The organism is Streptomyces zaomyceticus (genome assembly GCF_014656215.1).
Classification (GTDB): Bacteria; Actinomycetota; Actinomycetes; order Streptomycetales; family Streptomycetaceae; genus Streptomyces; species Streptomyces zaomyceticus.
The window spans coordinates 80,816-104,032 of record NZ_BNBZ01000014.1 but is presented as its reverse complement, the minus strand read 5'-3'; the positions used below and the strand labels follow the sequence as shown (position 1 = coordinate 104,032).

Sequence of the window (23,217 nt, the reverse complement as noted above, 5' to 3'; positions counted from 1 at the left end):
GAACAGTGACGATGACGATGCGTAGGGTGACTGTCCGGAGCTTGTCCACTGCTGTCCGGCCTGTCCGGACCCCTGCGACGGGTAGGGGCGTCGCACCATGAAGCGGGGCGACGGAAGGGTGCGGCATGTCGGTGGACGGTGGGGCGCAGCGGCTCAAGACCGAGGCGGACGAGCCGGGGTGGGAGGTCGACCCGGACGACGACTGGGGTGTGGCCGTGGTCGCCACCGTGGGGCGGCAGTTGAGGCTCCGGCGGGAGGCGGTGGGCATGCGGGCCGCCGAGCTCGGTGCCGCCACCGGTTACGGCGAGGACCTCATCTACAAGATCGAGAGCGGGAAGAGGATCCCGCGCCCCGAGTTCCTGGACAAGGCGGACGAGGTGCTGGGGGCGGGCGGGCTGCTCTCCGCCATGAAGGAGGACGTGGCCAAGGTCCGGTACCCGAAGAAGGTTCGGGCGTTGGCGAAGATGGAGGCGAAGGCGGTCGAGATCCAGCTGTACGACCCGCTCAACATCCATGGCCTGCTGCAGACGCCGGAGTACGCGCGCGGGCTGCTGCTCATGCGACGTCCGGCGTATACGCAGGACGAGGTGGAGCGGATGGCGGCCGGGCGGGTGGCCCGGCAGTCCATCTTCCTGCGCGATCCCGCGCCTGAGATCAGTTTCGTACTGGAGGAGTGGACGCTTCGTCGTCCGCTGGGCGGGCGAAGCCTGCGGCGCCCCCAATTGGAACGCCTGCTGGAGGTCGGGCGGATGCGGAACGTCGAGCTTCAGGTCATGCCTATGGACCGTGAGGAGCACGCCGGAGTGGATGGTGGGATCGAGGTGCTGAAGTTCGATGACGGAACGGTGGTCGGGCGCTCGCCGGTGGTGGCCAACGGTCGGCCCGTGACCGAGCGGAAGCAGCTCCATATCCTGGAGTTGCGGTATGGCATCATCCGGGCTCAGGCTCTCACTCCCCGTGAGTCGTCGGCCCTCATCGAGCAACTGCTGGGAGAGACATGATCCGCAACACCTCGGCCGGGGACTCCTCCGATCTGGCGTGGTTCAAGAGCAGCTACAGCAGCGGCAGCGAGGGTGACTCCTGCATCGAGATCGCCCCCACCCCCGCCACCGTCCACGTCCGCGACTCCAAGAACCTGGGCGGTCCCCAGCTCGCGCTGACGCCGGCCGCCTGGGCCGGCTTCGTCTCGTACGCCGTCGGCAGCTGACGTACACGCGCTCGCACGGGTACACGTACACAGGAACCCACAGCCCGCTCCCACGTCCCTGACAGGCCCGGTTCCTAGGGTCCTCGCCCATGAGCGAAAACCAGAAGCACAGGCGGGACATGACCCGGCGGCGGGCACTCGTCGCCGGTGGTGGGGTCGTGGTCGCGGCGGGGATCGGCGTCGGGGTCGTCTCCGCCGCCTCGGCGGGCGGAGCCGCCGGGAAGAAGCCGGCCGCGAAGCCCACGACGGGTGAGGCCTGTTACCGGCTCACCTCGGAGACCACCGAAGGTCCGTACTACATCGACGCGGACAAGATCCGGAAGGACATCACCGAGGACCGGGAGGGCATCCCGCTCACCGTCCGCCTCAAGGTGATCGACTCCGACACCTGCAAGCCGCTGCGCGGCGCCGCCGTCGACATCTGGCACTGCGACGCGCTCGGCATCTACTCCGGGTACGAGAGCCTGAGCACGGGCGGCGGAGGCGGTGCCCCCGGGGGCGGTACGCCCCCGACCGGTACGCCGCCCACCGACGCGCCCACCGGCACCCCGCCCACCGGTACGCCCCCGACGGGCGGACCGGGTGGCGGCGGAGGCGGCGGGCACGAGGAGCCGACCGACGACAAGCGGTATCTGCGCGGCACCCAGCTCACCGACAAGCACGGGTACGTGGAGTTCCGGACGGTGTTCCCCGGCTGGTACCGGGGGCGTTGCGTGCACGTCCACACCAAGGTGCACGTCGGCGGGAAGATGACGAGTGCCGGGTACGAGGGCGGCCACACCTGCCACACCGGGCAGCTGTTCTTCGCGGAGGCCGCCGTTCTGGACTCCGCGAAGGTCGCCCCGTACTCCACGAGCACCACCGAGCGGACGACCCTCGACGACGACACCATCTATCCCGGCAACGGGGCCGAGGGCGGCCTGCTCACCCTCACGTACCCGAAGGGGAAGATCGCGAAGGGGGTCCACGCCACCCTGACGATGGGCGTCGACCCGGACGAGACCCACACGGGGACCTCCGCCTAGCGGCGGCCGTCCAGGAACAGGGCGGCGGCCAGCAGGTGGCCGCTGCCCCGGGGCCGGAGACCGCGTTCCCGCAGGCGCCGGTCGAAGTCGTCGAGGGACAGACGGCCCTCGGCGACGTCCCGGGCCCCGTCCTGCACCTCGCGCAGGCCGTACGGCCCCGCCGTGTGCAGCAGGCCGGTGTCCTGGAGGGTCGTCATGACGGCGAGCAGGGCGTTGATCCGTGCCTCCGGCTCGCGCGCCCCGGCGCGCCGCGCAGTGTCCAGTGCCGCCAAGGCCCGTCGCACGTGCGGGAACCCGGCCCGTGCCTCGCCCTTCGCGCCGGCGGCGCCGTACCGGACGGAGACGGCCGAGCCGGGGGTGGGCGTGCGCGGTGCCCGCCGGTCCGGGTGAGCGGCGATCCGTCCCGCGAGCGCGGTTACTTCCTCGGCCGTCCCACGCGGCGCGAGAGCGGCCCCGGCCACGAGCAGCCCCAGCGGCCATACGGCTCCGTGGTGCAGCACCCGCCCCCCGTCGGCCCGCGCCATGTTCCGCTCGGTGGACCGCCCGACCGCCCCGAGTTCGATCCGCAGTGCCGCCGAGGGCTCCCCGACCCGCCGTGCAACCGCCGCCACCGCGGCGAGCCCGGGCGCCAGCGCCTCGGCGGACCATCGCAGGTCCCCGCCGTCCGTGCGCCGCCCGCCCGGAAGCCCCGGCCTGGGCGTCAGGTCGATCCCCGCCACCAGCGCTTCCACAGCGGCGCGGGCCAGCCTTTCGTCCTCACGATTCCCGATGCTCCCGATCATGCGCGGCACGCTAGGCCCCGGACCTGGGAGCCTGCTCGCCACCGCCTGTGCGGCGGCTGTGTCCGTCACCCCGTCGAGCCGTACGACGCATCTCGGCCAGGCCCTGTCCGGCAGATCACGCACGTTCCCCGGGCGCTAGACACCTCCGATGCCGCTCCGCGCCGCCGGCACCACTCTGCCGATCATCGTGGCGAGTGTGGCTCCGAGGACGCTGACGCCGACCAGGGTCGGCCAGATCGTGGTCGCCCCGCTGGACAGCAGTCCGGAGAGGGCGGCCGGAGCGACCGCTCCCGCGACGGTCACGGCGAGCTGGTTGAGGGCCAAGTACCGGCCGCGGAGAGCGTCCGGGGCGCTCTCCGCGGCGACAGTCGAGGTGATGGGGCCGCAGAGGACTTCGCCGAAGGTGTAGCTGACCGCACCGAGCAGGACGATGCCGACCGCGAGGGCGAGCGCGACCACGCGGTCGGCGGCAAGGAACAGGAGGTAGCCGGCCGCGAAGCAGGCGTGTCCGGCGACGAGGACGCGGCTGCGGGTTCGCCCTCCGAGCCACCGGAGGACGATTCCCTGGCCGAAGCCGACCATCAGGGTGTTGAGCGTGAAGACCGCGCCGGCAGTCCAGCCAGGTAGTCCCAGCACCTCCACGGCGTAGACGGGTATCGCGATGTTGAGGGCGAACAAGGAGATCGCGAAGCACAGTTGATGCGCGACCAGCGACAGGTACCGCCGGTCCCGGAGCACGCGCCCCCAGCCATCGGCGGCGTCCTGGCCCGCCTCGGGGCGGATGTTCGGCACGGACCGCATCAGAACGAAGGCGGTGACGTAGGACAAGGCGTTGACCACCACGATCGCGGCCCAGACGCCGTGGGTGCCGAAACCGACCGCGACGGCGGAGAGCAGCCCGCCGAGCGCGTAGCCGAGGTTGCGTAGGGAACCCAGAAGGCCGAACCAACGCTCGCGTCGGCCAGGCGCGGCCAGCGCGGTGACGGTCACGCCGTAGCAGCTGAAGGACACCGCCCGCCCGGCACTGCTCAGCCAGGCGCAGATGACGATCTGCCATGTCTGGTCCGCGACGAGGTACCCGGCGAAGCCGAGCGCCTGGGCCAGGTTCGCCGCCTGCAGTACCGGCTTGGCGCCGTACCGGTCGGCCAGTCCTCCGATCAGAGGGCCCGCCGGGAGCGCCAGCAGCCCGGCCGTCGTCAGTGCCACGCCCACCTGCACCAGCGTCAGCGACGTCGTGGCCAGGAAGAACAGCATCGAAACGGGGACGAAGGCTCCGGTGCCGATCGAGTCGATGACGATCGCCGCGACGAAGCGGCCGTGCCGAGCGGGCGAGGGGCGGATCGTGCGAGCGGGAATGGTCACCAGCCGGACGGTATAGATTCTATACCGGTATCTACAACGCTACCGGGAGTCATGCATGGGTAACGCCTACAACGTCATGGCCGCGACCTGCCCCAGTCGCACCGTCCTGCACCGGATCGGAGCGCGCTGGACGGTGTTCGTCGTCAACGCGCTGGACAACGGTCCGATGCGATTCACCGAGCTCAAGGCGCACATCCGGGGGATCACATCGAAGGCGCTCACCGAGACCCTTCGCGCGATGGAGTACGACGGTCTGATCTCCCGCACGGAGATTCACGCGAGTCCTCCCCACGTCGAGTACGCCCTCACCGACCTCGGGCGGTCACTGCTCACACCCCTACGAGCCGTTCGGGAATGGGCCGAGAGTCACGTCCCCGACATCGAACGCGCCCGCGCCCAGGCCGACGCGCGGCGGTGACCCCGAACACCCGGTGCGTCGCGGGAAGCCGGTGACCGTGCCGACCGGCGGGTCCCGCACGCCTGCGACTCCCACGCCGGGGAAACCGTCCTGAGAGATTCCGCCGGGGCCGTCACACATCCCGTCCGGGCTCCGTCAGTGCTGTGTCCGGCTCGGTCGAGGCGGACACGGAGAGGCTGAAGGAGCCGTCGCGATGTTCACCGAGATGTCCACCACCGCAGTCGTCGTCACCGCCGTCGCCGCGTTCATGGCCGGGTTCTCCGGGGCGTCGATCTTCTTCCGCGCCGCGTTCGTCGTCGAGCCGCTCGCCGCCTACGGCGTGCCGCGCTCGTGGTGGAACCGGCTCGGCGCCGCCAAGGTCGCCGGCGCACTCGGACTCCTCGCGGGGTTCTTCCTGCCCGTGATCGGGACGCTCGCCGCGATCGGGCTGATCCTGTACTTCGCCGGGGCCGTCGTCACCGTGATCCGGGCCCGTTCGTACGGCCACGTGCCCTTCCCGCTCGTCTACATGGCGCCGGCCGTCGCCGCCCTCGCTCTGACCTGGTGAAGAGAGGCCGAGGGGGCCGGGCGGGGACGTTCCCGCCCCGGCCGCGCGCGTACCATCGCCCGATGCTCAACAGAAGATCATCCGGACCGCGCCGAGGCTCCCGCACCGTCGGTGCCGTCCTGTCGGCGCTCGGACTCCTCGGCCTCTCCCTGGCGTCGGCGCAGCCGGCCGCCGCCGCGACGCCGCTGGCGCCCCTGGACGCCTCCACGTACACACTCACCGCAGGCGACTTCAACGGCCGCTGGGCCGCCATCAACGCCCTTGAGGCCACCGGCAGGGTCACCTCCTTCCCCGACGAGCCCGCCCTCTCGCGGGTCCTCGACGGGAACGGGCACACCGGCCGTGCCGGCCTGTGCCACACAAGCAACCTCGACCCCTCGTACGGCGCGAACGGCTTCTGCTGGAACACCACGGACGACACCTCCGACGTGTGGACGCCGCAGGGTTTCACCGGATCCCACGACGCCCAGCCCGGCGGCACCTGGAACGGCAAGCACGTCTACATCGCCTCCTGGCACAACCCGGACAACACCAAGGCCCGCATCACGGTCGTCGACAACAGCAGCCCGGCCGGGCCGCCCGTCTACAACCACATCCTCCTGGTCGACCCCTACGGCTCCGGGACCACCGCGAACTTCCGGGCCGTCGGTGACCCGACGTCCGGCGCCAGGCCCTTCCCGGGGGCCCACGCCGACGGGATCTCCTGGTACGGCAACAAGCTCTTCGTCGCCACCGGCCACCAGATCCAGGTCTACGACCTGCGGCACCTGTGGAAGATGGACAACAGCTCCTCGGCCGTCGGGGTCGTCGGGGGCAAGGCGCACGCCGCCAACCAGAACTGGGCCCTGCCGATGATCGGCATCTACTCCAACGCCGCCGCGGGCGCGCCCTGCAGCGACACGTCTCCCGCCACGCCCTGTCTGACCTCGCTCAGCCTCGACCGCAACGGCACCGACAGCCTGGTCACCTCCGAGTTCGCCGCGAAGGGCGGCCGGCCCGTCGTGCGCTGGCCGCTCAACGCCACCGACGGACTCCTGGAGACGGACGGAGCCAACAACTACACCGGCCGTGTGACGGCCAACGCCGCCTACCGCGTGCCCATCTGGAAGGTGCAGGGTGCCGCGACCGACGGCACGTACTACTACTTCAGCGGTGAGTGCCCCGAGTACGCCGGAACGACCGACAGCGACGTGCCGTACTGCATCCACCGCGCGAAGCCCGGAGAGGCGCCGCACGTGGTCACCCAGGCCCCGCCCCTCACCCAGAACCTGTCCTGGGCCCCGTCCTCGGGTCGGCTCTGGGGGCTCAACGAGCGGGCGAACCACACCAGCGGCAAGCGGGTGGTGTTCTCCCTCGACCCGCCCGCCTGACCTGTCCGCACAACGGCCGTGGCCGCTCACCCTCGTGGGGTGGGCGGCCACGGCGTCGTACCGAAAGGTCCGTCGAGGACGTCAGTCCTTCTTCGGCTCCTCCAGACGCGGGAACAGCACCGCGCCCTTCGTCACCGTCGTGCCCGCGGGGAGCCGGCCCCAGGTGCCGGAGGACTGGACCGGCTGGGTGGCCAGGGCGCCCAGGGACGCCTCGGCACCCAGCGACTCCCACAGGGCCTGCGAGGTCTCCGGCATGATCGGGTTCAGCAGGACGGCGACGGCGCGGAGCGACTCGGCGGCCGTGTAGAGGATCGTCGCCAGGCGGGCCCGGCCCTCCTCCGACTCGTCCTTCGCGACCTTCCACGGCTCCTGCTCCGTGATGTAGCCGTTGACCTGCTTCACGAAGTCGAAGATCGCCAGGATGCCGCCCTGGAAGTCCAGCTCCTCGCCGATCTTCGCGTCCGCCGTCGCGACGGCCTTGGCCAGGCCCTCGTGGATCGCCTTCTCCGCGTCGCCGTCGGCCGTCGAGGCCGGCAGCGCGCCGTCGAAGTACTTGCCGACCATCGCGGCGACGCGCGAGGCGAGGTTGCCGTAGTCGTTGGCCAGCTCGGACGTGTAGCGGGCGGAGAAGTCCTCCCACGAGAACGAACCGTCCTGGCCGAACGCGATCGCCCGCAGGAAGTACCAGCGGTACGCGTCCACGCCGAAGTGCGAGGTCAGGTCCTGCGGCTTGATGCCCGTCAGGTTCGACTTCGACATCTTCTCGCCGCCGACCATCAGCCAGCCGTTGGCCGCGACCCGGCCCGGGACCGGCAGGCCCTGCGCCATCAGCATCGCCGGCCAGATCACCGCGTGGAAGCGCAGGATGTCCTTGCCGATGAGGTGGACGTTCGCCGGGAAGGTCTCGTCGAACTTCTCCGGGTTCTCGTTGTAGCCGACGGCCGTCGCGTAGTTCAGGAGCGCGTCGATCCACACGTAGATGACGTGCTTCTCGTCCCACGGCACCGGGACGCCCCAGTCGAACGTCGAGCGCGAGATGGAGAGGTCCTCCAGGCCCTGCTTGACGAAGTTCACGACCTCGTTGCGCGCCGACTCCGGCTGGATGAAGCCCGGGTTCGCCTCGTAGAACTCCAGGAGCTTCGGGCCGTACTCGCTCAGCTTGAAGAAGTAGTTCTCCTCCTTGAGGATCTCCACCGGCTTCTTGTGGACGGCGCACAGCTTGGTGCCGTCCTCCGCCTCGATGAGGTCGCCGGGGAGCTTGTACTCCTCACAGCCCACGCAGTACGGGCCTTCGTACCCGCCCTTGTAGATCTCGTCCTTGTCGTACAGGTCCTGCACGAACTCCTGGACGCGGTCGGTGTGACGCTTCTGCGTGGTGCGGATGAAGTCGTCGTTCGCGATGTTCAGGTGCTCCCAGAGGGGCTTCCACGCCTCCTCGACGAGCTTGTCGCACCAGGCCTGCGGCGTGACGTCGTTCGCCTCTGCCGTGCGCATGATCTTCTGACCGTGCTCGTCCGTGCCGGTGAGGAACCACACCTTCTCGCCGCGCTGACGGTGCCAGCGCGTGAGCACATCGCCTGCGACGGTCGTGTAGGCGTGGCCCAGGTGAGGAGCGTCGTTGACGTAGTAGATGGGGGTCGTGACGTAAAACGCCTTCGCCCCCTGCTTCTCGGATCCAGTGGCCGCCATGGTCGAAATCCTAACGGCCGTACGAAGATCCACTCACATCGCCGGAGGTGGGGCCCGGCCGCCGGGCGACCGGCGCGCGGGAGGATGAGACCCATGCGTGTACTGGTAGCCGAGGACGAACGCCCCCTCGCCGAGCTCGTCGCCACCGGCCTGCGGCGCGCGGGCTTCGCCGTCGACACCGTGCACAGCGGCGACGCGGCCCTCGACCACCTCGGCCTCCACCCGTACGACGTCCTCGTCCTCGACCGCGACCTGCCCCGCGTCCACGGCGACGACGTCGCCCGGCGGCTCGTCGCCGAAGGCTCCCCGACCCGCATCCTCATGCTGACCGCCGCCACCACCACCGAGGACCGCGTCACCGGGCTCGACCTGGGCGCCGACGACTACCTCGGGAAGCCCTTCGAGTTCCCCGAGCTGGTCTCCCGGGTCCGCGCCCTGCGGCGCCGCTCCGCCCGGCCGGCCCTTCCCCCGCTCCTGGAGCGGTACGGGCTCCGCGTGGACACCGCCCGGCGGACCGCCACCCGCGACGGGCGCGACCTCGACCTCTCCCCGAAGGAGTTCACCGTCCTCCAGATCCTGCTGGAGGCCGACGGGGCGGCCGTCTCCGCCGAAGAACTCCTCGACCGTGCCTGGGACGCCCACACGGACCCCTTCACCGGGGCCGTACGCGTCTGTATGAGCAAGCTGCGGGCGAAGCTGGCGGAGCCCGCGCTGATCACCACGGTGCAGGGCGTGGGGTACCGGCTGTGACGCCGGGGGGTGACACGGGATACCTGGGGGCGGGCTCCACCATCCGGACGCGGATCGCGCTCGTGTACGGGGGTGCCTTCCTGGTCCTCGGGACGGTGCTGCTGCTCGTCGTGAACCTGCTCGTGCTCGCCGGGACGGACGACGAGACCGACGCGATCGTCGCCCGCGCCGACAGCGTGGCGGTCGTCGAGGCGTACGAGCTGGGGGACGACATCAGCCGCGCCGCCGGCGAGCAGATGCTCATGTGGTCGAGCCTCGCCCTGCTCGTCATGGCCTGCTGCGCCGTCGTCGTGGGGTGGTGGACCGCCGGTCGCGTGCTGCGGCCCGTGCACGAGATGACCGCCCGCGCCCGGCGCCTCTCCGCACGCAATCTGCACGACCGGATCGCCGTCACCGGCCCCGACGACGAGCTCAAGGAGCTCGGCGACACCATCGACGCGCTGCTCGGACGCCTGGAGACCGCCTTCGACAGCCAGCGCCGCTTCATCGCCAACGCCTCCCACGAACTCCGCACCCCGCTCGCCACCCAGCGCGTCGCCATCCAGGTCGGCCTCGACGACGACTGCGGTGTACGGGACGTGCTGCTCGACGCCAACCGGCGCAGCGAACGGCTCATCGACGGGCTGCTGCTCCTCGCCCGCAGCGAGCGCGGCCTCGCCGACCGGGAGGACGTGCCCCTGGGCGAGACCGTCGAGGAGGAGTACGAGGACGCCCACGTGGTGGCCGACGGCGGAGTCGTACGGGGCAGCCGGGTCCTCCTCGGGCAGCTCGTACGGAACCTCGTCGCGAACGCCGTCGCCTACAACGTGCCCGGCGGCCGGGTCGACGTGCGGGTGGACGGCGGCGTCCTGACCGTCACCAACACCGGGCCGGTCGTACCCGCCGAGGACGTCGACGGACTCTTCGAACCCTTCCGGCGGGGCGAGGGCCGGGACCGGATGGGCCCCGGCGCGGGGCTCGGCCTCTCCATCGTGCGGTCGATCGCCGTGGCGCACGGCGGGACCGTACGGGCGGTCGCACGCGGCGCGGGGGAGGGCGGCGGGCTGGTGGTGACGGTGACCCTGCCGGTCACCGTCACGACCTACGACACCCCCTAGGAGCGTGTCACCGCCGGCGGGCGTGCAGCACATGGGCCTCCAGCGGCAGCGGGCCGTGGCCGACGAGCTCCAGGCCGGCGTCGGCGAGCAGCCGGGCGTACGCCGCGGCCGTACGCTCCCGCCCTCCCGTGTTGCACATCATGTGGAGGTCCCACGCGGTCGCCAGCGACGGCGAGGAGTCCACGGGCAGCAGCCGCTCCACGATCAGCAGGTCGGCCTCCGGCGGCATCGCCGCCGCGCAGTGGCGCAGGATCGACCGGCACCGCTCGTCGTCCCAGTCGTGCAGGACCCGGGAGAGCACGTACACGTCCCCGCCCGCCGGCACGTCCGCGAAGTCACCGGTCCGGAAGTCGCACCGCTCCGCGACCGCGCCGAGGCGGGCGCGCGCCGCCTCGATCACATGGGCGCGTTCGAGGAGGACACCGCGCAGCGAGGGGTGCGCGTCCAGCAGCCGCCCCAGGAGCTCCCCGGTGCCGCCGGCGACGTCGACGACCGTACGCCCGCCGGGAACGGCGGCCGCGGCCCTGACGACCGGGTGCTCCGGCAGCGGATCGAACATCGCGGCGCTCGCCACCATGGAGCGGTCGAACCGGGCGGCCAGCTCCGGACGGCGCGCGAAGTAGTCGAAGTGGTTCTCGCCGTAGCGGTCCTCGAACCCCGGCTCTCCCGTCCGCACGGTGTGCGCGAGCCGTGCGAAGGACTCGTAGAACGGCCCCCCGTACATCAGCGCCAGCGCCCGCATCGAACCCCCGGCGTCCTCGCGCAGCAGCAGCCCCGCCTCCGTCAGCCGGAACGATCCCCGCGCGCCGGGCTCCTCCACCACCACGCCCACCATCGCGAGGTACCGCAGCAGCGTCGCCAGGCTCTCCGGCCGCGCACCCACCGCCCCTGCCAGCTCCTCGGCCCCCCTCGCGACGCCCGGGCTCATCGCCTCCGGCAGCCGCAGCTCCGCGCACGCCGCCAGCGCCTGAGTCGTCCAGGCGCCGGTCAGCAGGCGAAGGAGCGTTTCCGCCGGATGCGCGGCCCGGGGGCCGTCGAGGTGCTCGGCCAGCACGTCCCGGTGGTCGCCCCGCGCGTACAGCTCCACCCGCCGGTAGGGCGTCTTCGTCTCGTCGGGCGCGGCGAAGTAGAAGACGGTCCCGTCCTCGTGCGGGTTGTAACCGCCCCCGTCCGCGACCGCCCCGTGCCGGAGGAAGCCGGCCCGCAGCCCGCGCAGCACCAGGGGGTCCGGGCGCTCGACGTCGAAGGCCAGATGCGCCTCCCGGTCCACCGCCCGCTCCTCGGCGGCCACGGCCGCCAGCTCCGAACCCTCCGGGACGGTCAGCGCGAACACCTCCACCGCACGCCCCTCGCCGCCGGGACCGTGCACCCCCGGCCGGAGGATCCGTACGTCCAGCTCCCCGGCCCCCAGCCCGTGCCGCGCCGCCAGCCGCTCCCGCACCACCACGCTCGGTCGCGTCTCGCCGTCCGGGGAGAGGCCGGCGGCGGTCAGCTCCGCCCGGAGGGTCCGCCCGTCGGGCGGGAAGACGAGCAGCGCGGCGTGCGCGAACCGGCACCGCTCGGTCATCGCCCGCAACTCGGGTCCGTCGAGCCCGGGCAGCACGCGCGCCAACAGGTCGGGGGTCTCCTGCGCCCGGACGAAGTCGGCGGTGTCACGCAGCCGCACGACGTCGTGGGGGGCTGTGGTCGGATTCGCGGTGGTGGTCTTCATGGCGAGGGCATCCTTCGGAAGCGGGCACGGCAAAGCCGACGGGCGGGCCGGACAGGCCCCGGAACAGGTACGGGGAGGAAGGGGAGAGGGAGGGGAGGGGGAGGGGGAGGGGGAGTCCTCGGTCGGTCAGATGCCGACGTAGTTCTCGGCGAACCAGTCCTGCTGGCCGCGGGAGCTCCGCAACGCCTCCATACGGGCACGCCGCAGGCCCTCCTGGAAGGGCGAGGCGCTTCCGTCGGGGCCGGGCACGCGGTGCAGGAGCTGGATCATCCAGTACGAGAACTCCTGCGCGCGCCAGATGTGTTCGAGGCACCGGGCCGAGTACCGGTCGAGGCCACCGGAGTCGCCGTGCAACAGGTCGTCGGCGAGCGCGCGGGCGAGGAGATCGGCCTCCAGCACCGCCAGGTTGGCGCCCTTCGCGGCGGACGGGCTGATCAGGCTCGCGGCGTCACCGACGAGGAACAGCGCGCCGTGGCGCAGCGGTTCGAGGACGTCCGACTCGAAGTCGACGACCGTGCGGCCCAGAATCCGCCCCCGCCGGAGCGGACCGAACTCCTCGGAGCGCATCCGCAGGTCGAGTTCGTCCCACACCCGCTCCTCGGTCCAGTCCCCGGCCTCGGTGCCGCGCGCGCACTGGAGGTAGTAGCGGGTGACGTCGGAGGAGCGGGCCATGTGCCCGGCGAACCCCCGGGGATGCGTGGCGTATCCGACGGCGTCGAGACTCGGCGGCGCCTCGGCCAGCAGCCCGAGCCAGGTGACCCCGTGGTCACGGTGGTGGCGGCGCACCGCGCCGGGCGGCAGCGACCGCCGGCCCGCTCCGTGCCGCCCGTCGCAGGCGGCGACGTACCGCGCCCGCCACCGGGCGGTCCGCCCGTCCGGCTCCCGGACGGACACCGCGGGCCGCGGCTCGTCCGCACCGGTCACGTCGAGCACCTCGGTGTCGAAGCGGATCCGGCCGCCCGCCCCGAGGAAGAGCGCCACGAGATCGGTGACCAGCTCGTGCTGCGGATAGACCGTGTGCGGCTCGCCCCTGCCGAGCAGACCGTAGTCGAGGCGGAAGCGCCCGTCCTCGGTGCGGAACTCGCAGACGCTGTGCTCCAGTCCCCGTTTGCGTAACCCCTCGTCGAGGCCGTTCCGGGCCAGTACCGCCGCGGTGTGCGGGACGAGGAATCCGGCCCGCGCCCGCTGCTGCACGTGCTCGCGGCTCGCGCGCTCCAGGACGACACAGTCGATGCCGCTGCGGAGGAGGAGGTTCCCGAGCACCAGCCCGGCGGGCCCCGCGCCGAGGATCACCACGTCGGCGGAACCGGCCATGTCCGTTGCGGGGTAAGGGCTTTGGCTGTCTGTCACAAGAGTGGATCTTAGGGGCGGTGAAACTCAGCGAACGGTGAATATCACCCGAATGCCGCAGAGGAAGAGAAAAGGATTCTGCCGACGACGGGGGGCCTCGGGACGCCGCATCCGCCGCGCCCGGGCTCGGCCGACCGTGTCGACCGCGCTCGGACGGGCGGGCCGGGCCCGGGAAGCTCCCGGACCCGGCCCGCGCCGTGAAATGTCCCGCCCACGCGGCGGGACGCGCCCTCCTGGGGCCCCTAGAACTCCAGACCCGCGAGCAGACCGCGGTAGAAGGCGGCGTGCGCGGTCTCGACCGGGGTCACGCCCGCGAAGAACGTGCCGGTACGAGGAGTGCCGTCGAGCTTCCGGACGAAGTCGAAGGCCTTGTTGTCCTCCTCGCCCCAGGCCACGAACCGCCAGTGCAGCGGGCGGCCCTCCGTTTCGGCCAGGGCCTGCGCCGCGGCGGTCTTCGACTCCGGCGCGCCGTCCGTCTGGAAGACGACCAGGGCGGGGCGCGCCGGGTCCGCCTTCTCGTGGTGCGCGAGGACCTCTTCCACGGCGCGGTGGTAGTTGGTACGGCCCAGGCGGCCGAGGCCGGCGTTGACCTCCTCCACCCGAGTGGGCGTGAGGTCGGCGGGGGTCAGGTCGACCGTCCCGTCGATGTCCGTCGAGAAGAACACGGTCGTGACGGTGGCGTCCTCGTCGAGGTGCGCCGCCAGCGCGGTGACCTGCTCGGCGAGCCGCTGCACCGACCCGTCCTTGAAGTACCCGCGCATCGAACCGGACCGGTCCACCACAAGGTAGACGGCGGCCCGCGCCCCCGCCAGCTCCTGCTTCCTGAGCTGCGCCCCGGCGGCCTTGTAGGCGTCGACGAGGTGCGGGGCGAGGGTCTTGACCCGGGCGAGGGGGAGCGCGGGGCCGACGGCGTCGGCGTCGTCGGCTTCGCCGGTCTGCGGCTCCGCCGCGACGGCCACGGGCTCGACGTCCTGCTCCTCCGGAGCCGGGTCGGCCTCGACCGCGGGGACGGGAGCCGCCTCCGGCTCCTCCACGGCGGCGGTGACGAGCTCACCGGCCTCCGGCGCCGCGTCGGCGTCGGCGCCGGCCTCCGGCTCGGGCTCGGCGGTGGCGGACGGCTCCGCCTCCGACCCGTCGGCCACGGCCTCGACCGTGACGGGCTCCTCGACGACGGACGCCTCCGCAGCCGGGACCTCCGCCTCCGGCTCCTCCGCCGGTTCGGCGCCCACGGCCACGTCCGCAGCGGCAACGACGGCCTCCGCCTCGGCGGCGGGTGCCTCCGTGACGTCCGTGTCGGCGTGGGTGCCGGTGGCGGCGGTGTCCGCGGCCGCAACGGCGGCTTCCGTCTCGGTGGCGGGTGCTTCCACGGCGTCGGCGTCGGCCGTAGCGGCGGTCTCGGCGTCGGCGGCGGGCGCCTCCGTGGCCTCCGCTCCGGCGGGCGCTTCCGCGGCGTCGGCGGCGGGTGCCTCCGTGACGTCCGTGTCGGCGTCGGTGGTGGCGGTGTCGTCAGCCGTAGCGACGGTCTCCGTCTCGGCGGCGGGCGCTTCCGCGAGGTCCGTGTCGGCGTCAGCCGTAGCGACGGTCTCGGCGTCGGCGGCGGGTGCCTCCGTGACGTCCGTGTCGGCGTCGGCGTCGGTGGCGGCGGTGTCCGCGGCCGCAACGGCGGCTTCCGTGTCGGCGGCGGGCGCTTCGACGGCGTCGGCGTCGGCCGTAGCGGCGGTCTCCGCCTCCGCGGCGGGCGCTTCCGCGACCTCCGCCTCGGCGTCAGCCGTAACAGCCGTCTCCGCCTCGGCGGTGGTCGTCTCCGCCTCAGCGGCAGGTGCCTCGGCGTCGTCCGTCTCCGCAGCGGTGGCGACGTCCGCGTCCTGGGCCGTCTCCGTCCCCGCAGCGGTGGCGTCCTCCGCTCCAGCGGGCGCTTCCGCAGCCGCAGCAGGCGCGTCCTCGGCTCCGCCGGCCGGCTCCGGCTCCGCTTCAGCCGCAGGCGCCACCGCTTCAGCCGCGCGCGCCTCCGGCACCGACGGCTCCGCCGCCGCTTCAGCCGCAGACGTCGCCGCCTTCGTCTCCGCTTCAGCCGCAGGCGCCTCCGCCTCCGTTCCGGCCGACCGCGTCTTCGCCCGTGCCCGCGGGATCTGCGGGTTGTCGAAGGACGCCGCCACCAGATCGTCCGCCGCCCGCTGGGCCTCGTTCTCCGGCGCGGAGTCCGAGCCCGAGGTCGAGCCCGAGGCCGAGGACGTTGAGGGGGTCTCACGCGTCTGGGGCGGGACGGAGGTCGCCGGGGTTTCCTCGCGGTCCCTGCCGAATACCTTGCGCAGCATGCTCCGAATACCCATGGGCGAACCCTTTCGCATGAGATGGGTGCGTGTGAATGTCCGTACTGGGCGTTTCGGGACGTTCATCCCTGGCCAGGGCGGACACGTAAGGTTAGCGGCCACCCCCTCCCTCCCCGGTGACCCGGTCGCCCCCGGTTGCCGGGCATTCATTCGGCGTTCACTCCGCCGCCGTCCCTGTGCAGATGTGCGCACATAGCGTCGCCGCCGAAGGAATCCCGACACCATGTCGGCGCAGTGTGCGCCGGAGGAGGACGAAGTGCGCAAACTGCTGCCGCTGCTGAGCACAAACCCCCACGGAGGCGGCCGTTCCGCTCTCACTTGCCGTTACCGCTGCGGTGACGCCTGCTTCCACGAGGTGCCCAACACCAGCGACAACGAGTACGTCGGCGATGTCATAGCCGGTGCGCTCTCGCGCCGTTCCGCCCTGCGTGCCGCCGCCGTCGTGACGGTCGCCTCCGCCGCCGGTGGAGCCCTCGCCCTCGGCAACGCGCCGGAGGCCGTCGCCCGCCCCCAGCAGCCCGGCACCGGTCACGGCCACGGTCACGGCTCCGGCAGGGCCGACGGGGCCCGTGGTCTGCGCTTCACGCCCGTCGCGCCCAACACCGCCGACAAGGTCACCGTTCCCGCCGGTTACTCCCAGAACGTCGTCATCCGCTGGGGCGAGCCCATCCTCCGCGGCGCCCCCGCCTTCGACTCCGAGAAGCAGACGGCGAAGGCCCAGGCCGGTCAGTTCGGCTACAACAACGACTTCCTCTCCCTGCTGCCGCTGCGCGGGGAGCGCGACCGCCAGGTCCTCGTCGCCAACCACGAGTACACCGACGAAGTCCTGATGTTCCGCGGCTACGACGCCGCCAACCCGACCCGCGAGCAGGTCGAGATCGCCTGGGCCGCGCACGGTCTCTCGGTCGTCGTCGTCCAGGAGGAGCACCGCACCGGCAAGCTCTCCCCGGTCTCCCGCCACTACCTCAACCGCCGTCTCCACACGACGAGCGAGTTCGAGGTCACCGGCCCCGCGGCCGGCAGCGACCTGCTGAAGACCTCCGCCGACCCCGAGGGCCGGATCGTCCTCGGCACGCTCAACAACTGCGCCGGCGGCACCACCCCGTGGGGCACCACCCTCCACGGCGAGGAGAACTTCAACCAGTACTTCGCCAACGGCTCCAGCGCCACCGACAAGCGCTACGGCGTGGGCACCGGTGCCACCGAGCGCAAGTGGGAGCGGTTCGACAGGCGCTTCGACCTCAAGCAGGAGCCCAACGAGGTCCACCGCTTCGGCTGGGTCGTCGAGCTCGACCCGTACGACCCCGACTCGACGCCCCGCAAGCGCACCGCGCTCGGCCGCTTCAAGCACGAGGCCGCGCAGCCCCGGCTCACCGACGACGGCCGGCCGGTCGTCTACATGGGCGACGACGAGCGGTTCGACTACTTCTACAAGTTCGTCTCCAGCAAGCGGATGAAGAAGGGGAACTCGCGGGCCGCCCGCGAGCACAACCTGACCCTGCTCGACGAGGGCACGCTGTACGTCGCCAAGCTGACCGGCGACTCCCCGGCCGCCGAGATCGACGGCACCGGCAAGCACCCCGCCGACGGCGAGTTCGACGGCTCCGGTGTGTGGATCCCGCTCGCCACCGGTGACGTCTCGCACGTCCCCGGGATGACCGCCGAGGAGGTGTACGTCTTCACCCGCCTCGCCGGTGACAAGGTCGGCGCCACCAAGATGGACCGGCCCGAGGACGTCGAGCCGTCCCCGCGCACCGGTCGCGTCTATGTCGCGCTCACCAACAACACCGACCGCGGCAAGCCCGGCAAGGCCGGTGCCGACGAGGCCAACCCGCGCAACCTCAACAAGCACGGGCAGATCCTCGAACTCGCCGAGAACTGGGACGACCCGTCCTCCGACGGTTTCGCCTGGCGCCTGTTCCTGGTCGCGGGCGACCCGAACGACCCGGCCACCTACTTCGCCGGCTACCCCAAGGAGAAGGTCTCCCCGATCTCCTGCCCGGACAACGTGGCCTTCGACCCGCACGGCAACCTGTGGATCTCCACGGACGGCGCCCAGCTCGGCTCGCACGACGGCCTGTTCGGTGTCGCCACGCAGGGCGAGCGGCGCGGTGAGCTCAAGCAGTTCCTGACCGTGCCCAAGGGCGCCGAGACCTGCGGCCCGATCATCCAGGACCGCCGGGTCCTGGTCGCCGTGCAGCACCCGGGCGAGATCGACGGGGCCTCCGTCGAGAAGCCCGCCTCGGTCTGGCCCGACGGACCCGGGAAGATCGTCCGTCCGTCGGTCGTCGCCGTGTGGCGCACGGACGGCCGCGACATCGGCGTCTGAGTGCCACGAGGGCCGGGAGCGGGGTCGCGCGGTCACTCCACTCCCAGGCCCTCCCGGAACCGTACGAACTGCTCCTCCGGGTCGCCCGTGTACGCCCACGGCACCCACGCGGCCCGGGCGCCGAGCATCCCGAGCAGCTCCCGGGCGATCTCGACCTGGCCCGCGTAACAGGCCGCGTGCACCAGGAAGTGGAGGTCGCCGACCTCCTCCGGCGCGACCGGCGCCCCGGGCTCCCGGCCGCCGATCCAGCGGGCGTGGGTGCGGCGCAGCTCCGTCACCGCCAGTTCGTGCTTCCAGTGCTGGTCGAAGCCGCGCACCGGGCCCCGCCCGAGCGCCCCGTCCGCGATGTACCGGTACTCCTCGACCCGGGCCACCTGGACGAGCACGGGCAGGGGGGAGCCGGGCGGTGCCACGCCCGCCGCGTCGCGGGCGAAGTCGTACATGCTGCCGTGCGTCCCGTGCCAGCGCGCCGACCAGTAGCGCAGCACCTGGATGTGGCCTTCGGTGTTGTACGGGTCCCGGCGCCGCAACTCGTCGAACCAGTGGCGCAGTTCCCGGCGCGGCACCCCGCCCTCGTACAGTCTGGCCACCGAGAGCAGCGACACCCACGGCATGGGGTCGGTGGGGGCGGCCTCGGCCGCGCCCCGGCAGGCGTCGACGGCGGCGTCGATCCGGCCGCGTTCGACGGCGGCGCCCCGGCCGGCCGCGATGGCCGCGTCGAAGACCCGCACCACCTCGGTCGCGGCCCGCAGCACGGCCGCGTCGGGGTTGCCCGGTTCGGCGGCCCGCCAGGTCTCCACGGTGGAGCTGCCGGCGGCGGCGTGCGAGAGGAGCCGCAGTCGGTGGGTGCGGCGCGCCCAGTGGTCGCCGGTGGCGGCGAGCAGGTCCCGTACGCCCTGCCAGCGTCCGATGACGATGTCGTGGCGCGCCTCGGTCAGGGCGCGGTCCCCGAAGTCCGGGTCGAAGTCGGGAGCGAAGCGCTCCTGGCGTGCCGAGCGCGCGGAGCGGCGGCGTACGGCCATCGGGGGCCTCCTTCGGGTTCGGCTGCCGTCAGAAGTCGTGGGCGTGCGGGTCCTGCGGGGGCGTGCGGGTGGTTCTGGTCGTGCGGGGCGTCCGGTGCGGGTGTCGCGGTGCGGTCCTCCCCAGTGTGGAGAGGGGTATCCGGTGCACCGGGGTTCGTCCGGTGCTCAGAAGTCCGTCGCGTAGCTCTTGTCCCGGGTTCCCGTACGCGGGCGGGAGGCCGGGCCCGAGCCTTCGGCGGCCTCCATCGCGCGGACCGCGTCCAGGCGGGCCGGGCGGTAGTAGTCGCTGCCCTTGCGCCAGTACACGATCAGGGGCACGACGCCGAGGAGCAGGCCGCCGAGGCCGATGGTGAGGGCGGTGGTGGAGAGTTCGCCGAGGGACTCGTAGAAGGTCCAGAGCATGAACGCGGAGCCGAGCAGCGGCCAGAGGCCGCCGAGCAGCAGGTTCCGTACGGAGCGGAAGAGCACCGACTTGTACGCGACGACCGCGGCGATGCCCGCGAGGCCGTAGTAGAACGCGATCTGGAGACCGATCGCGGAGACGGCGTCGCGGAGGATCTGCTGGACGGAGCCGGCGGCCGCGGCGGCCGCGAACATCAGCAGGGCGGCACCGCCGACGGCGACGATCGCGACCCACGGGGTGTTCCAGCGGCGGTGCACGTCGCCGAGCGGCGCCGGCAGGGTCCGGTCGCGGCCCATCGCGAAGAGCGAGCGGGTGACCTGGAGGAGGGTGGTCTCCAGGGTGGCGACGGTGGACAGCAGGACGGCCACGACGAGGAGTTTCCCGCCGACGCCGGGCCAGACCGCCTGGCCGACGACGGCGAGGACGTTGGGTCCCGCGGTGCGGATCTCCTCGGCGGTCAGCAGCACGTTCACGACGACGGTGACGGCCACGAAGAGGAGGAAGACGAAGCCGACGCCGACGAGCGCGGCGAGTCCGGCGGTGCGGCGGCTGTTCCGGGTCTCCTCGCTGAGGTTGCTGGTGACGTCCCAGCCCCAGTAGTAGAACGCGGCGATCAGCGCGCCGGCGGCGAAGCCCTGCGGCCCGTCGAACTGGCCGAGGCCGAACCAGGACCAGTCGAAGGCGGTGGCCCGCCCCCGGTGCGCCAGGGCGGCCAGGACGAAGCCGAGGATGATCACCATCTCGACGCCCGACATGATCAGCTGGGCCCGGACGGTGAGCCGGGCGCCACCCAGGACGACCAGCAGCATCACCAGGAACCAGGCGGCTCCGACGGCGGCGGCGAGCGGGGTGCTGTCGGCGAGGTCCTGGTCGATCAGGGCGAGGGTGAGGGAGCCGGCGGGCAGCGAACCGGCCACCATGAAGACGGTGGCGGCGAAGACCAGCGCCCAGCCGGAGAGGAAGCCGAGGAAGGGGTGGAGGGTGCGGCCCACCCAGGAGTAGCCGGCACCCGCGTTGACGTCGATCCGCCCGAGGCGGGCGTACGCGAGGACGATGCCGAACATCGGTATCGCGCAGTAGAGCAGGGCGGCGGGCCCGGCGTAGCCGACGGCGCCGAAGAGCACGGCGGTGGTCGCGGCCATCGAGTAGGCGGGGGCGCTGCCGGCGACGGCCATCACGATCGTGTCGAAGGTGCCGAGGACATTGGGCTGGAGCCCTCTGTTCGTCGTGGTGCGCATGGCGGGGTCCTCGGGGCGCGGGGGGTGAGGCAGGGCGAAGTGGCCCGTCCGCCGGGCCGGTTCGCGACGGCGGCGGGCGCGGATCCAGGTGAGATCGAGCGCATCGTAGTCGCCCCGGTGGCTTCCGGTAACGGCGGTGGGGAGGGTTCCGTTCCGTGACCGCCGGTAAGTCCTCCCGTACGCCCCCGGAGGAAGGTTTATCGCAGGTCGGGACCGGCGATCGCACGGGCCGCGCGGACCTCCTGACGGAGTGGTTCCAGGACTCCGCTCTCGTCGCCGTGGAGCTCCGTGCGGACCTCCACGAGGGTGTCCGTGCCCCGTAGTCCGTCGGCGAGTTCCCTCAACTCGCGCTCCACGGCGGTGACCTCCGCGGGATCGGGGGAGGGGGCGCCGTGGTCGACCCGGATGCGGGCCGCCGTCGTCGCGTCCACGATCCGTTCGGCCGCGACGACGAGCGGCCACCAGGCGGCGGCGCGGGTGCCGGTGGGCGGCGGTTCGGTCAGGGCGCGCTGGAACTCGGAGCGGACGGTCGACAGATCGCGGTAGAGCTTCCGCCGGGCCCGCAGCCGGCTGCCCTGGTCCCCCGGATCCCCGCCGTTCCCGGTGAAGGCGCAGGCCACATAGGCGGCGGTGTCCGCGACGGCGTCCGCGAGCCGGTCCCCGATCCGGGTGTGCCAGGACTCGGGCCAGAGCAGATAGCCGGCGATCAGCGCGATGCCGCAGCCGATCAGCGAGTCGTACAGGCGGGGCATGACCAGGTCGAAGCCCTGCTGGTTGAGGGTGTCGGAGAGCAGCAGGATCACCGGGGTGATGGCCGCGGTCTGGAAGGCGTACCCCTTCGCGGAGAACGCCGGGATGAGCGCGGCGAGCACGCACATGACGGGCACGTCCCACCAGCCGCGCGGGACCTCGGCGAGGACCAGGGCGGCGAGGAGGAGGCCGGCGGCGGTGCCGAAGGCGCGCAGCACGGCCCGGGAGAAGACCGAGCCGAAGTCGGGCTTCATGACGAAGGTGACGGTGAGGGCCACCCAGTACGAGCGGGGTACGGCGATCAGCGAGACGAGTGCCTGCGCGAGCCCGATGCACAGGGCGAGGCGCAGCCCGTACCGCCAGGACGCCTCGGAGAACAGGACGGCCCGGGTGGTCCGGCGGACGCGGACCCGGAGCGCGGCGGGCCGGCCGAGCCGGTCGTCGACGTTGGCCGGGTCGGGCTCGGCCTCGTGGACGACGGTCGCCGCGTACCGCAGGGCGTGGTCCACGGCCTTCTCCGCGGGCCGCTCGGGGGTCGGCAGATCCGGTTCGGGCGCCCCGGTGCGGCCCTCGTCGACGGCGTCGGCGAGGTCCCGCACGGCGGCGGGGATCGTGGCGGACAGGGGGCCGTGGAGCTGGGCCCGGAGATGGGCGGCGGGGGCGGCCTCGACGAGCGGGACGACGACGTTCAGTTGGGCGAGCAGCCGGACCAGGGAGGGCGCGCGGCCGTGCTGTCGGGCACGGCGGGCCAGGATCAGGTCGTAGGACTGGTTGAGGGAGGCGGTGACGGCCTGCCGTTTCTCGTCGTACGCGGAGGTCCCGGTGGCCTCGTACAGGTCGGCGACGGACCGGTAGGTGGCGGCGACGGCCGAGCGTTCGGGGGCGGCGCGGCGCAGCGGCCAGCCGAGCAGGGTGAGGAGGAGCACGAAGAGCCCACCGAGGGTGAGCAGGAGCGGCGCCTTCCACCAGGGGTCGGGCATCGGGAGTCCGGCGCCGACGACGGCGTTGAGCAGCAGGAGGAGCCCGGAGACGGAGGCGACGGCCCCGATCGAGGAGATCATCCCGGAGACGAGCGCGACGAGGGTGAGCACGGCGACGGCGACCCAGCCGTGCCCGAAGACGAGGGTCCCGAGGGTGACGCCGACGGCTCCGAAGAGCTGCGGCACGGCGATGTTGAAGACCCGCATCCGGTAGGCGTCGGCGGTGTCGCCGATGACCCCGGAGAGCGCCCCCATGGAGACGAGCGCCCCGTAGGCGGGCTGCCCGACGGCGAGCCCCACGGCGAGCGGCGCGGACAGGGCGACGGCGGCCCGCCCGACGGCGGCCCAGGGAACGGGCACGGGGGCCGGCCGGAGCCCGGCGGTGAGCCAGGCGGGAGGGGCGAGCAGGCTGGAGCGGGGTCTTGCCATGGGGCCAACGTACTGGGCCCGCCCGCCACCGTTGCGGGCACAACTCGGCGGCGGGCGCACCGGGCGGTCGCCGTCGGGGCCGGGCGGTCACCGTCGGAGCGCGGGGGCCCGGTGCTGGACGCCGGGGCTGCGGGGGCCGCCGTCACCCGGGGTGTCCCGGCCTCCGGCGGAGGGGCCCGCGGGGGCCGCCGTCAGTTGCGGTAGGACTCGACCTCGGCGGCCGGGCGGAGGGCCGCCGTGTCCGGATCCTCGCCGAACTCCGATTTCGCCCGGCGCTGGCGCAGCAGGTCCCAGCACTGGTCGAGGCGGACCTCGAGGTCCGCCAGACGGGCCAGCTCCTCGGGGAGAAGGCCGCCCGCGCGCGTGCGCAGGGCGCGTTCCTCCTCGACGAGGGCACCGATGTCGTCCAGGATCTCCTCGTTCTCCAT

At 72.7% G+C, this 23,217-nt stretch carries 19 protein-coding genes; 9 read left to right on the top strand and 10 right to left on the bottom strand.

Features of this window, described 5'->3' with window-relative positions; translation table 11 throughout:
- The first annotated feature begins 125 nt into the window (after positions 1-125).
- The 3 genes from IE311_RS19695 (at position 126) to IE311_RS19685 (ending at position 2,232) form a co-directional block, all read left to right on the top strand.
- On the top strand, positions 126-1,001 hold the full coding sequence (locus IE311_RS19695) for a helix-turn-helix domain-containing protein (RefSeq protein ID WP_189833037.1): 876 nt from the start codon (positions 126-128) through the stop codon (positions 999-1,001).
- Positions 998-1,207 (top strand): DUF397 domain-containing protein, encoded by a 210-nt coding sequence (locus IE311_RS19690; RefSeq protein ID WP_189833036.1) that lies wholly within the window; start codon positions 998-1,000, stop codon positions 1,205-1,207. The genes IE311_RS19695 and IE311_RS19690 overlap by 4 nt, the downstream gene beginning before the upstream one ends.
- 89 nt (positions 1,208-1,296) lie before the next feature.
- Entirely contained in the window at positions 1,297-2,232 is a 936-nt protein-coding gene (locus IE311_RS19685; RefSeq protein WP_189833035.1) for an intradiol ring-cleavage dioxygenase, read from the top strand.
- On the opposite strand, the gene IE311_RS19680 is transcribed toward IE311_RS19685, so the two are convergent.
- Complete coding sequence (locus IE311_RS19680) at positions 2,229-3,002, bottom strand: triphosphoribosyl-dephospho-CoA synthase (protein WP_189833114.1); 774 nt, start codon at positions 3,000-3,002, stop codon at positions 2,229-2,231. The two genes, IE311_RS19685 and IE311_RS19680, sit on opposite strands and share 4 nt — an antisense overlap.
- 147 nt (positions 3,003-3,149) lie before the next feature.
- Entirely contained in the window at positions 3,150-4,376 is a 1,227-nt protein-coding gene (locus tag IE311_RS19675) for an MFS transporter (protein WP_229902028.1), read from the bottom strand.
- Positions 4,377-4,431: 55 nt separating this feature from the next.
- Between IE311_RS19675 and IE311_RS19670 the strand changes: the two genes are divergently transcribed.
- The 3 genes from IE311_RS19670 to IE311_RS19660 all read left to right on the top strand — a co-directional run bounded on the left by IE311_RS19670 (position 4,432) and on the right by IE311_RS19660 (position 6,711).
- Complete coding sequence (locus IE311_RS19670) at positions 4,432-4,794, top strand: winged helix-turn-helix transcriptional regulator (protein WP_189833034.1); 363 nt, start codon at positions 4,432-4,434, stop codon at positions 4,792-4,794.
- 193 nt (positions 4,795-4,987) lie between these two features.
- Complete coding sequence (locus IE311_RS19665; RefSeq protein ID WP_229902027.1) at positions 4,988-5,341, top strand: DoxX family protein; 354 nt, start codon at positions 4,988-4,990, stop codon at positions 5,339-5,341.
- A gap of 62 nt (positions 5,342-5,403) precedes the next feature.
- Positions 5,404-6,711, top strand: coding sequence for a hypothetical protein (locus IE311_RS19660; protein WP_229902026.1), 1,308 nt, complete (start codon positions 5,404-5,406; stop codon positions 6,709-6,711).
- Between the two features lie 81 nt (positions 6,712-6,792).
- Here IE311_RS19660 and metG read toward each other — a convergent pair whose 3' ends face one another.
- Entirely contained in the window at positions 6,793-8,400 is a 1,608-nt protein-coding gene (gene metG, locus IE311_RS19655; protein WP_189833033.1) for a methionine--tRNA ligase, read from the bottom strand.
- A 93-nt stretch (positions 8,401-8,493) separates the two neighbouring features.
- Between metG and IE311_RS19650 the strand changes: the two genes are divergently transcribed.
- Positions 8,494-9,150, top strand: coding sequence for a response regulator transcription factor (locus IE311_RS19650; RefSeq protein WP_189833032.1), 657 nt, complete (start codon positions 8,494-8,496; stop codon positions 9,148-9,150).
- Positions 9,147-10,247, top strand: a complete 1,101-nt coding sequence (locus IE311_RS19645; RefSeq protein WP_189833031.1) for an ATP-binding protein — start codon at positions 9,147-9,149, stop codon at positions 10,245-10,247. Before IE311_RS19650 ends, IE311_RS19645 begins: the two co-directional genes overlap by 4 nt.
- A gap of 7 nt (positions 10,248-10,254) precedes the next feature.
- Here IE311_RS19645 and IE311_RS19640 read toward each other — a convergent pair whose 3' ends face one another.
- The 3 genes from IE311_RS19640 to IE311_RS36755 all read right to left on the bottom strand — a co-directional run bounded on the left by IE311_RS19640 (position 10,255) and on the right by IE311_RS36755 (position 15,623).
- On the bottom strand, positions 10,255-11,958 hold the full coding sequence (locus tag IE311_RS19640) for a methyltransferase (protein ID WP_189833030.1): 1,704 nt from the start codon (positions 11,956-11,958) through the stop codon (positions 10,255-10,257).
- A gap of 126 nt (positions 11,959-12,084) precedes the next feature.
- The gene (locus IE311_RS19635) at positions 12,085-13,272 is read right to left on the bottom strand and encodes a 4-hydroxybenzoate 3-monooxygenase (protein WP_189833029.1); all 1,188 of its coding nucleotides are present in this window, start codon (positions 13,270-13,272) and stop codon (positions 12,085-12,087) included.
- A 278-nt stretch (positions 13,273-13,550) separates the two neighbouring features.
- Complete coding sequence (locus tag IE311_RS36755) at positions 13,551-15,623, bottom strand: VWA domain-containing protein (protein ID WP_229902025.1); 2,073 nt, start codon at positions 15,621-15,623, stop codon at positions 13,551-13,553.
- Positions 15,624-15,894: 271 nt separating this feature from the next.
- Between IE311_RS36755 and IE311_RS19625 the strand changes: the two genes are divergently transcribed.
- Complete coding sequence (locus IE311_RS19625; RefSeq protein ID WP_189833028.1) at positions 15,895-17,967, top strand: PhoX family protein; 2,073 nt, start codon at positions 15,895-15,897, stop codon at positions 17,965-17,967.
- A 32-nt stretch (positions 17,968-17,999) separates the two neighbouring features.
- On the opposite strand, the gene IE311_RS19620 is transcribed toward IE311_RS19625, so the two are convergent.
- The 4 genes from IE311_RS19620 to IE311_RS19605 form a co-directional block, all read right to left on the bottom strand.
- On the bottom strand, positions 18,000-18,989 hold the full coding sequence (locus IE311_RS19620; protein ID WP_189833027.1) for a hypothetical protein: 990 nt from the start codon (positions 18,987-18,989) through the stop codon (positions 18,000-18,002).
- Positions 18,990-19,154: 165 nt separating this feature from the next.
- Complete coding sequence (locus tag IE311_RS19615) at positions 19,155-20,630, bottom strand: APC family permease (RefSeq protein ID WP_189833026.1); 1,476 nt, start codon at positions 20,628-20,630, stop codon at positions 19,155-19,157.
- A gap of 197 nt (positions 20,631-20,827) precedes the next feature.
- Positions 20,828-22,789: an FUSC family protein gene (locus IE311_RS19610; RefSeq protein WP_189833025.1), complete on the bottom strand. Its 1,962-nt coding sequence runs from the start codon at positions 22,787-22,789 to the stop codon at positions 20,828-20,830.
- Between the two features lie 191 nt (positions 22,790-22,980).
- Positions 22,981-23,217 (bottom strand): DUF2630 family protein, encoded by a 237-nt coding sequence (locus IE311_RS19605; RefSeq protein ID WP_189833024.1) that lies wholly within the window; start codon positions 23,215-23,217, stop codon positions 22,981-22,983.

What these genes read in the sequence shown, in the direction of transcription:
- IE311_RS19695 (WP_189833037.1), top strand. Translation starts at nt 126, where the DNA reads ATGTCGGTGGACGGTGGGGCGCAGCGGCTCAAGACCGAGGCGGACGAG.
- IE311_RS19690 (WP_189833036.1), top strand. Translation starts at nt 998, where the DNA reads ATGATCCGCAACACCTCGGCCGGGGACTCCTCCGATCTGGCGTGGTTC.
- IE311_RS19685 (WP_189833035.1), top strand. Translation starts at nt 1,297, where the DNA reads ATGAGCGAAAACCAGAAGCACAGGCGGGACATGACCCGGCGGCGGGCA.
- IE311_RS19670 (WP_189833034.1), top strand. Translation starts at nt 4,432, where the DNA reads ATGGGTAACGCCTACAACGTCATGGCCGCGACCTGCCCCAGTCGCACC.
- IE311_RS19665 (WP_229902027.1), top strand. Translation starts at nt 4,988, where the DNA reads ATGTTCACCGAGATGTCCACCACCGCAGTCGTCGTCACCGCCGTCGCC.
- IE311_RS19660 (WP_229902026.1), top strand. Translation starts at nt 5,404, where the DNA reads ATGCTCAACAGAAGATCATCCGGACCGCGCCGAGGCTCCCGCACCGTC.
- metG (WP_189833033.1), bottom strand. Translation starts at nt 8,400, where the DNA reads ATGGCGGCCACTGGATCCGAGAAGCAGGGGGCGAAGGCGTTTTACGTC.
- IE311_RS19650 (WP_189833032.1), top strand. Translation starts at nt 8,494, where the DNA reads ATGCGTGTACTGGTAGCCGAGGACGAACGCCCCCTCGCCGAGCTCGTC.
- IE311_RS19640 (WP_189833030.1), bottom strand. Translation starts at nt 11,958, where the DNA reads ATGAAGACCACCACCGCGAATCCGACCACAGCCCCCCACGACGTCGTG.
- IE311_RS19635 (WP_189833029.1), bottom strand. Translation starts at nt 13,272, where the DNA reads ATGGCCGGTTCCGCCGACGTGGTGATCCTCGGCGCGGGGCCCGCCGGG.
- IE311_RS36755 (WP_229902025.1), bottom strand. Translation starts at nt 15,623, where the DNA reads ATGCTGCGCAAGGTATTCGGCAGGGACCGCGAGGAAACCCCGGCGACC.
- IE311_RS19620 (WP_189833027.1), bottom strand. Translation starts at nt 18,989, where the DNA reads ATGGCCGTACGCCGCCGCTCCGCGCGCTCGGCACGCCAGGAGCGCTTC.
- IE311_RS19615 (WP_189833026.1), bottom strand. Translation starts at nt 20,630, where the DNA reads ATGCGCACCACGACGAACAGAGGGCTCCAGCCCAATGTCCTCGGCACC.
- IE311_RS19610 (WP_189833025.1), bottom strand. Translation starts at nt 22,789, where the DNA reads ATGGCAAGACCCCGCTCCAGCCTGCTCGCCCCTCCCGCCTGGCTCACC.
- IE311_RS19605 (WP_189833024.1), bottom strand. Translation starts at nt 23,217, where the DNA reads ATGGAGAACGAGGAGATCCTGGACGACATCGGTGCCCTCGTCGAGGAG.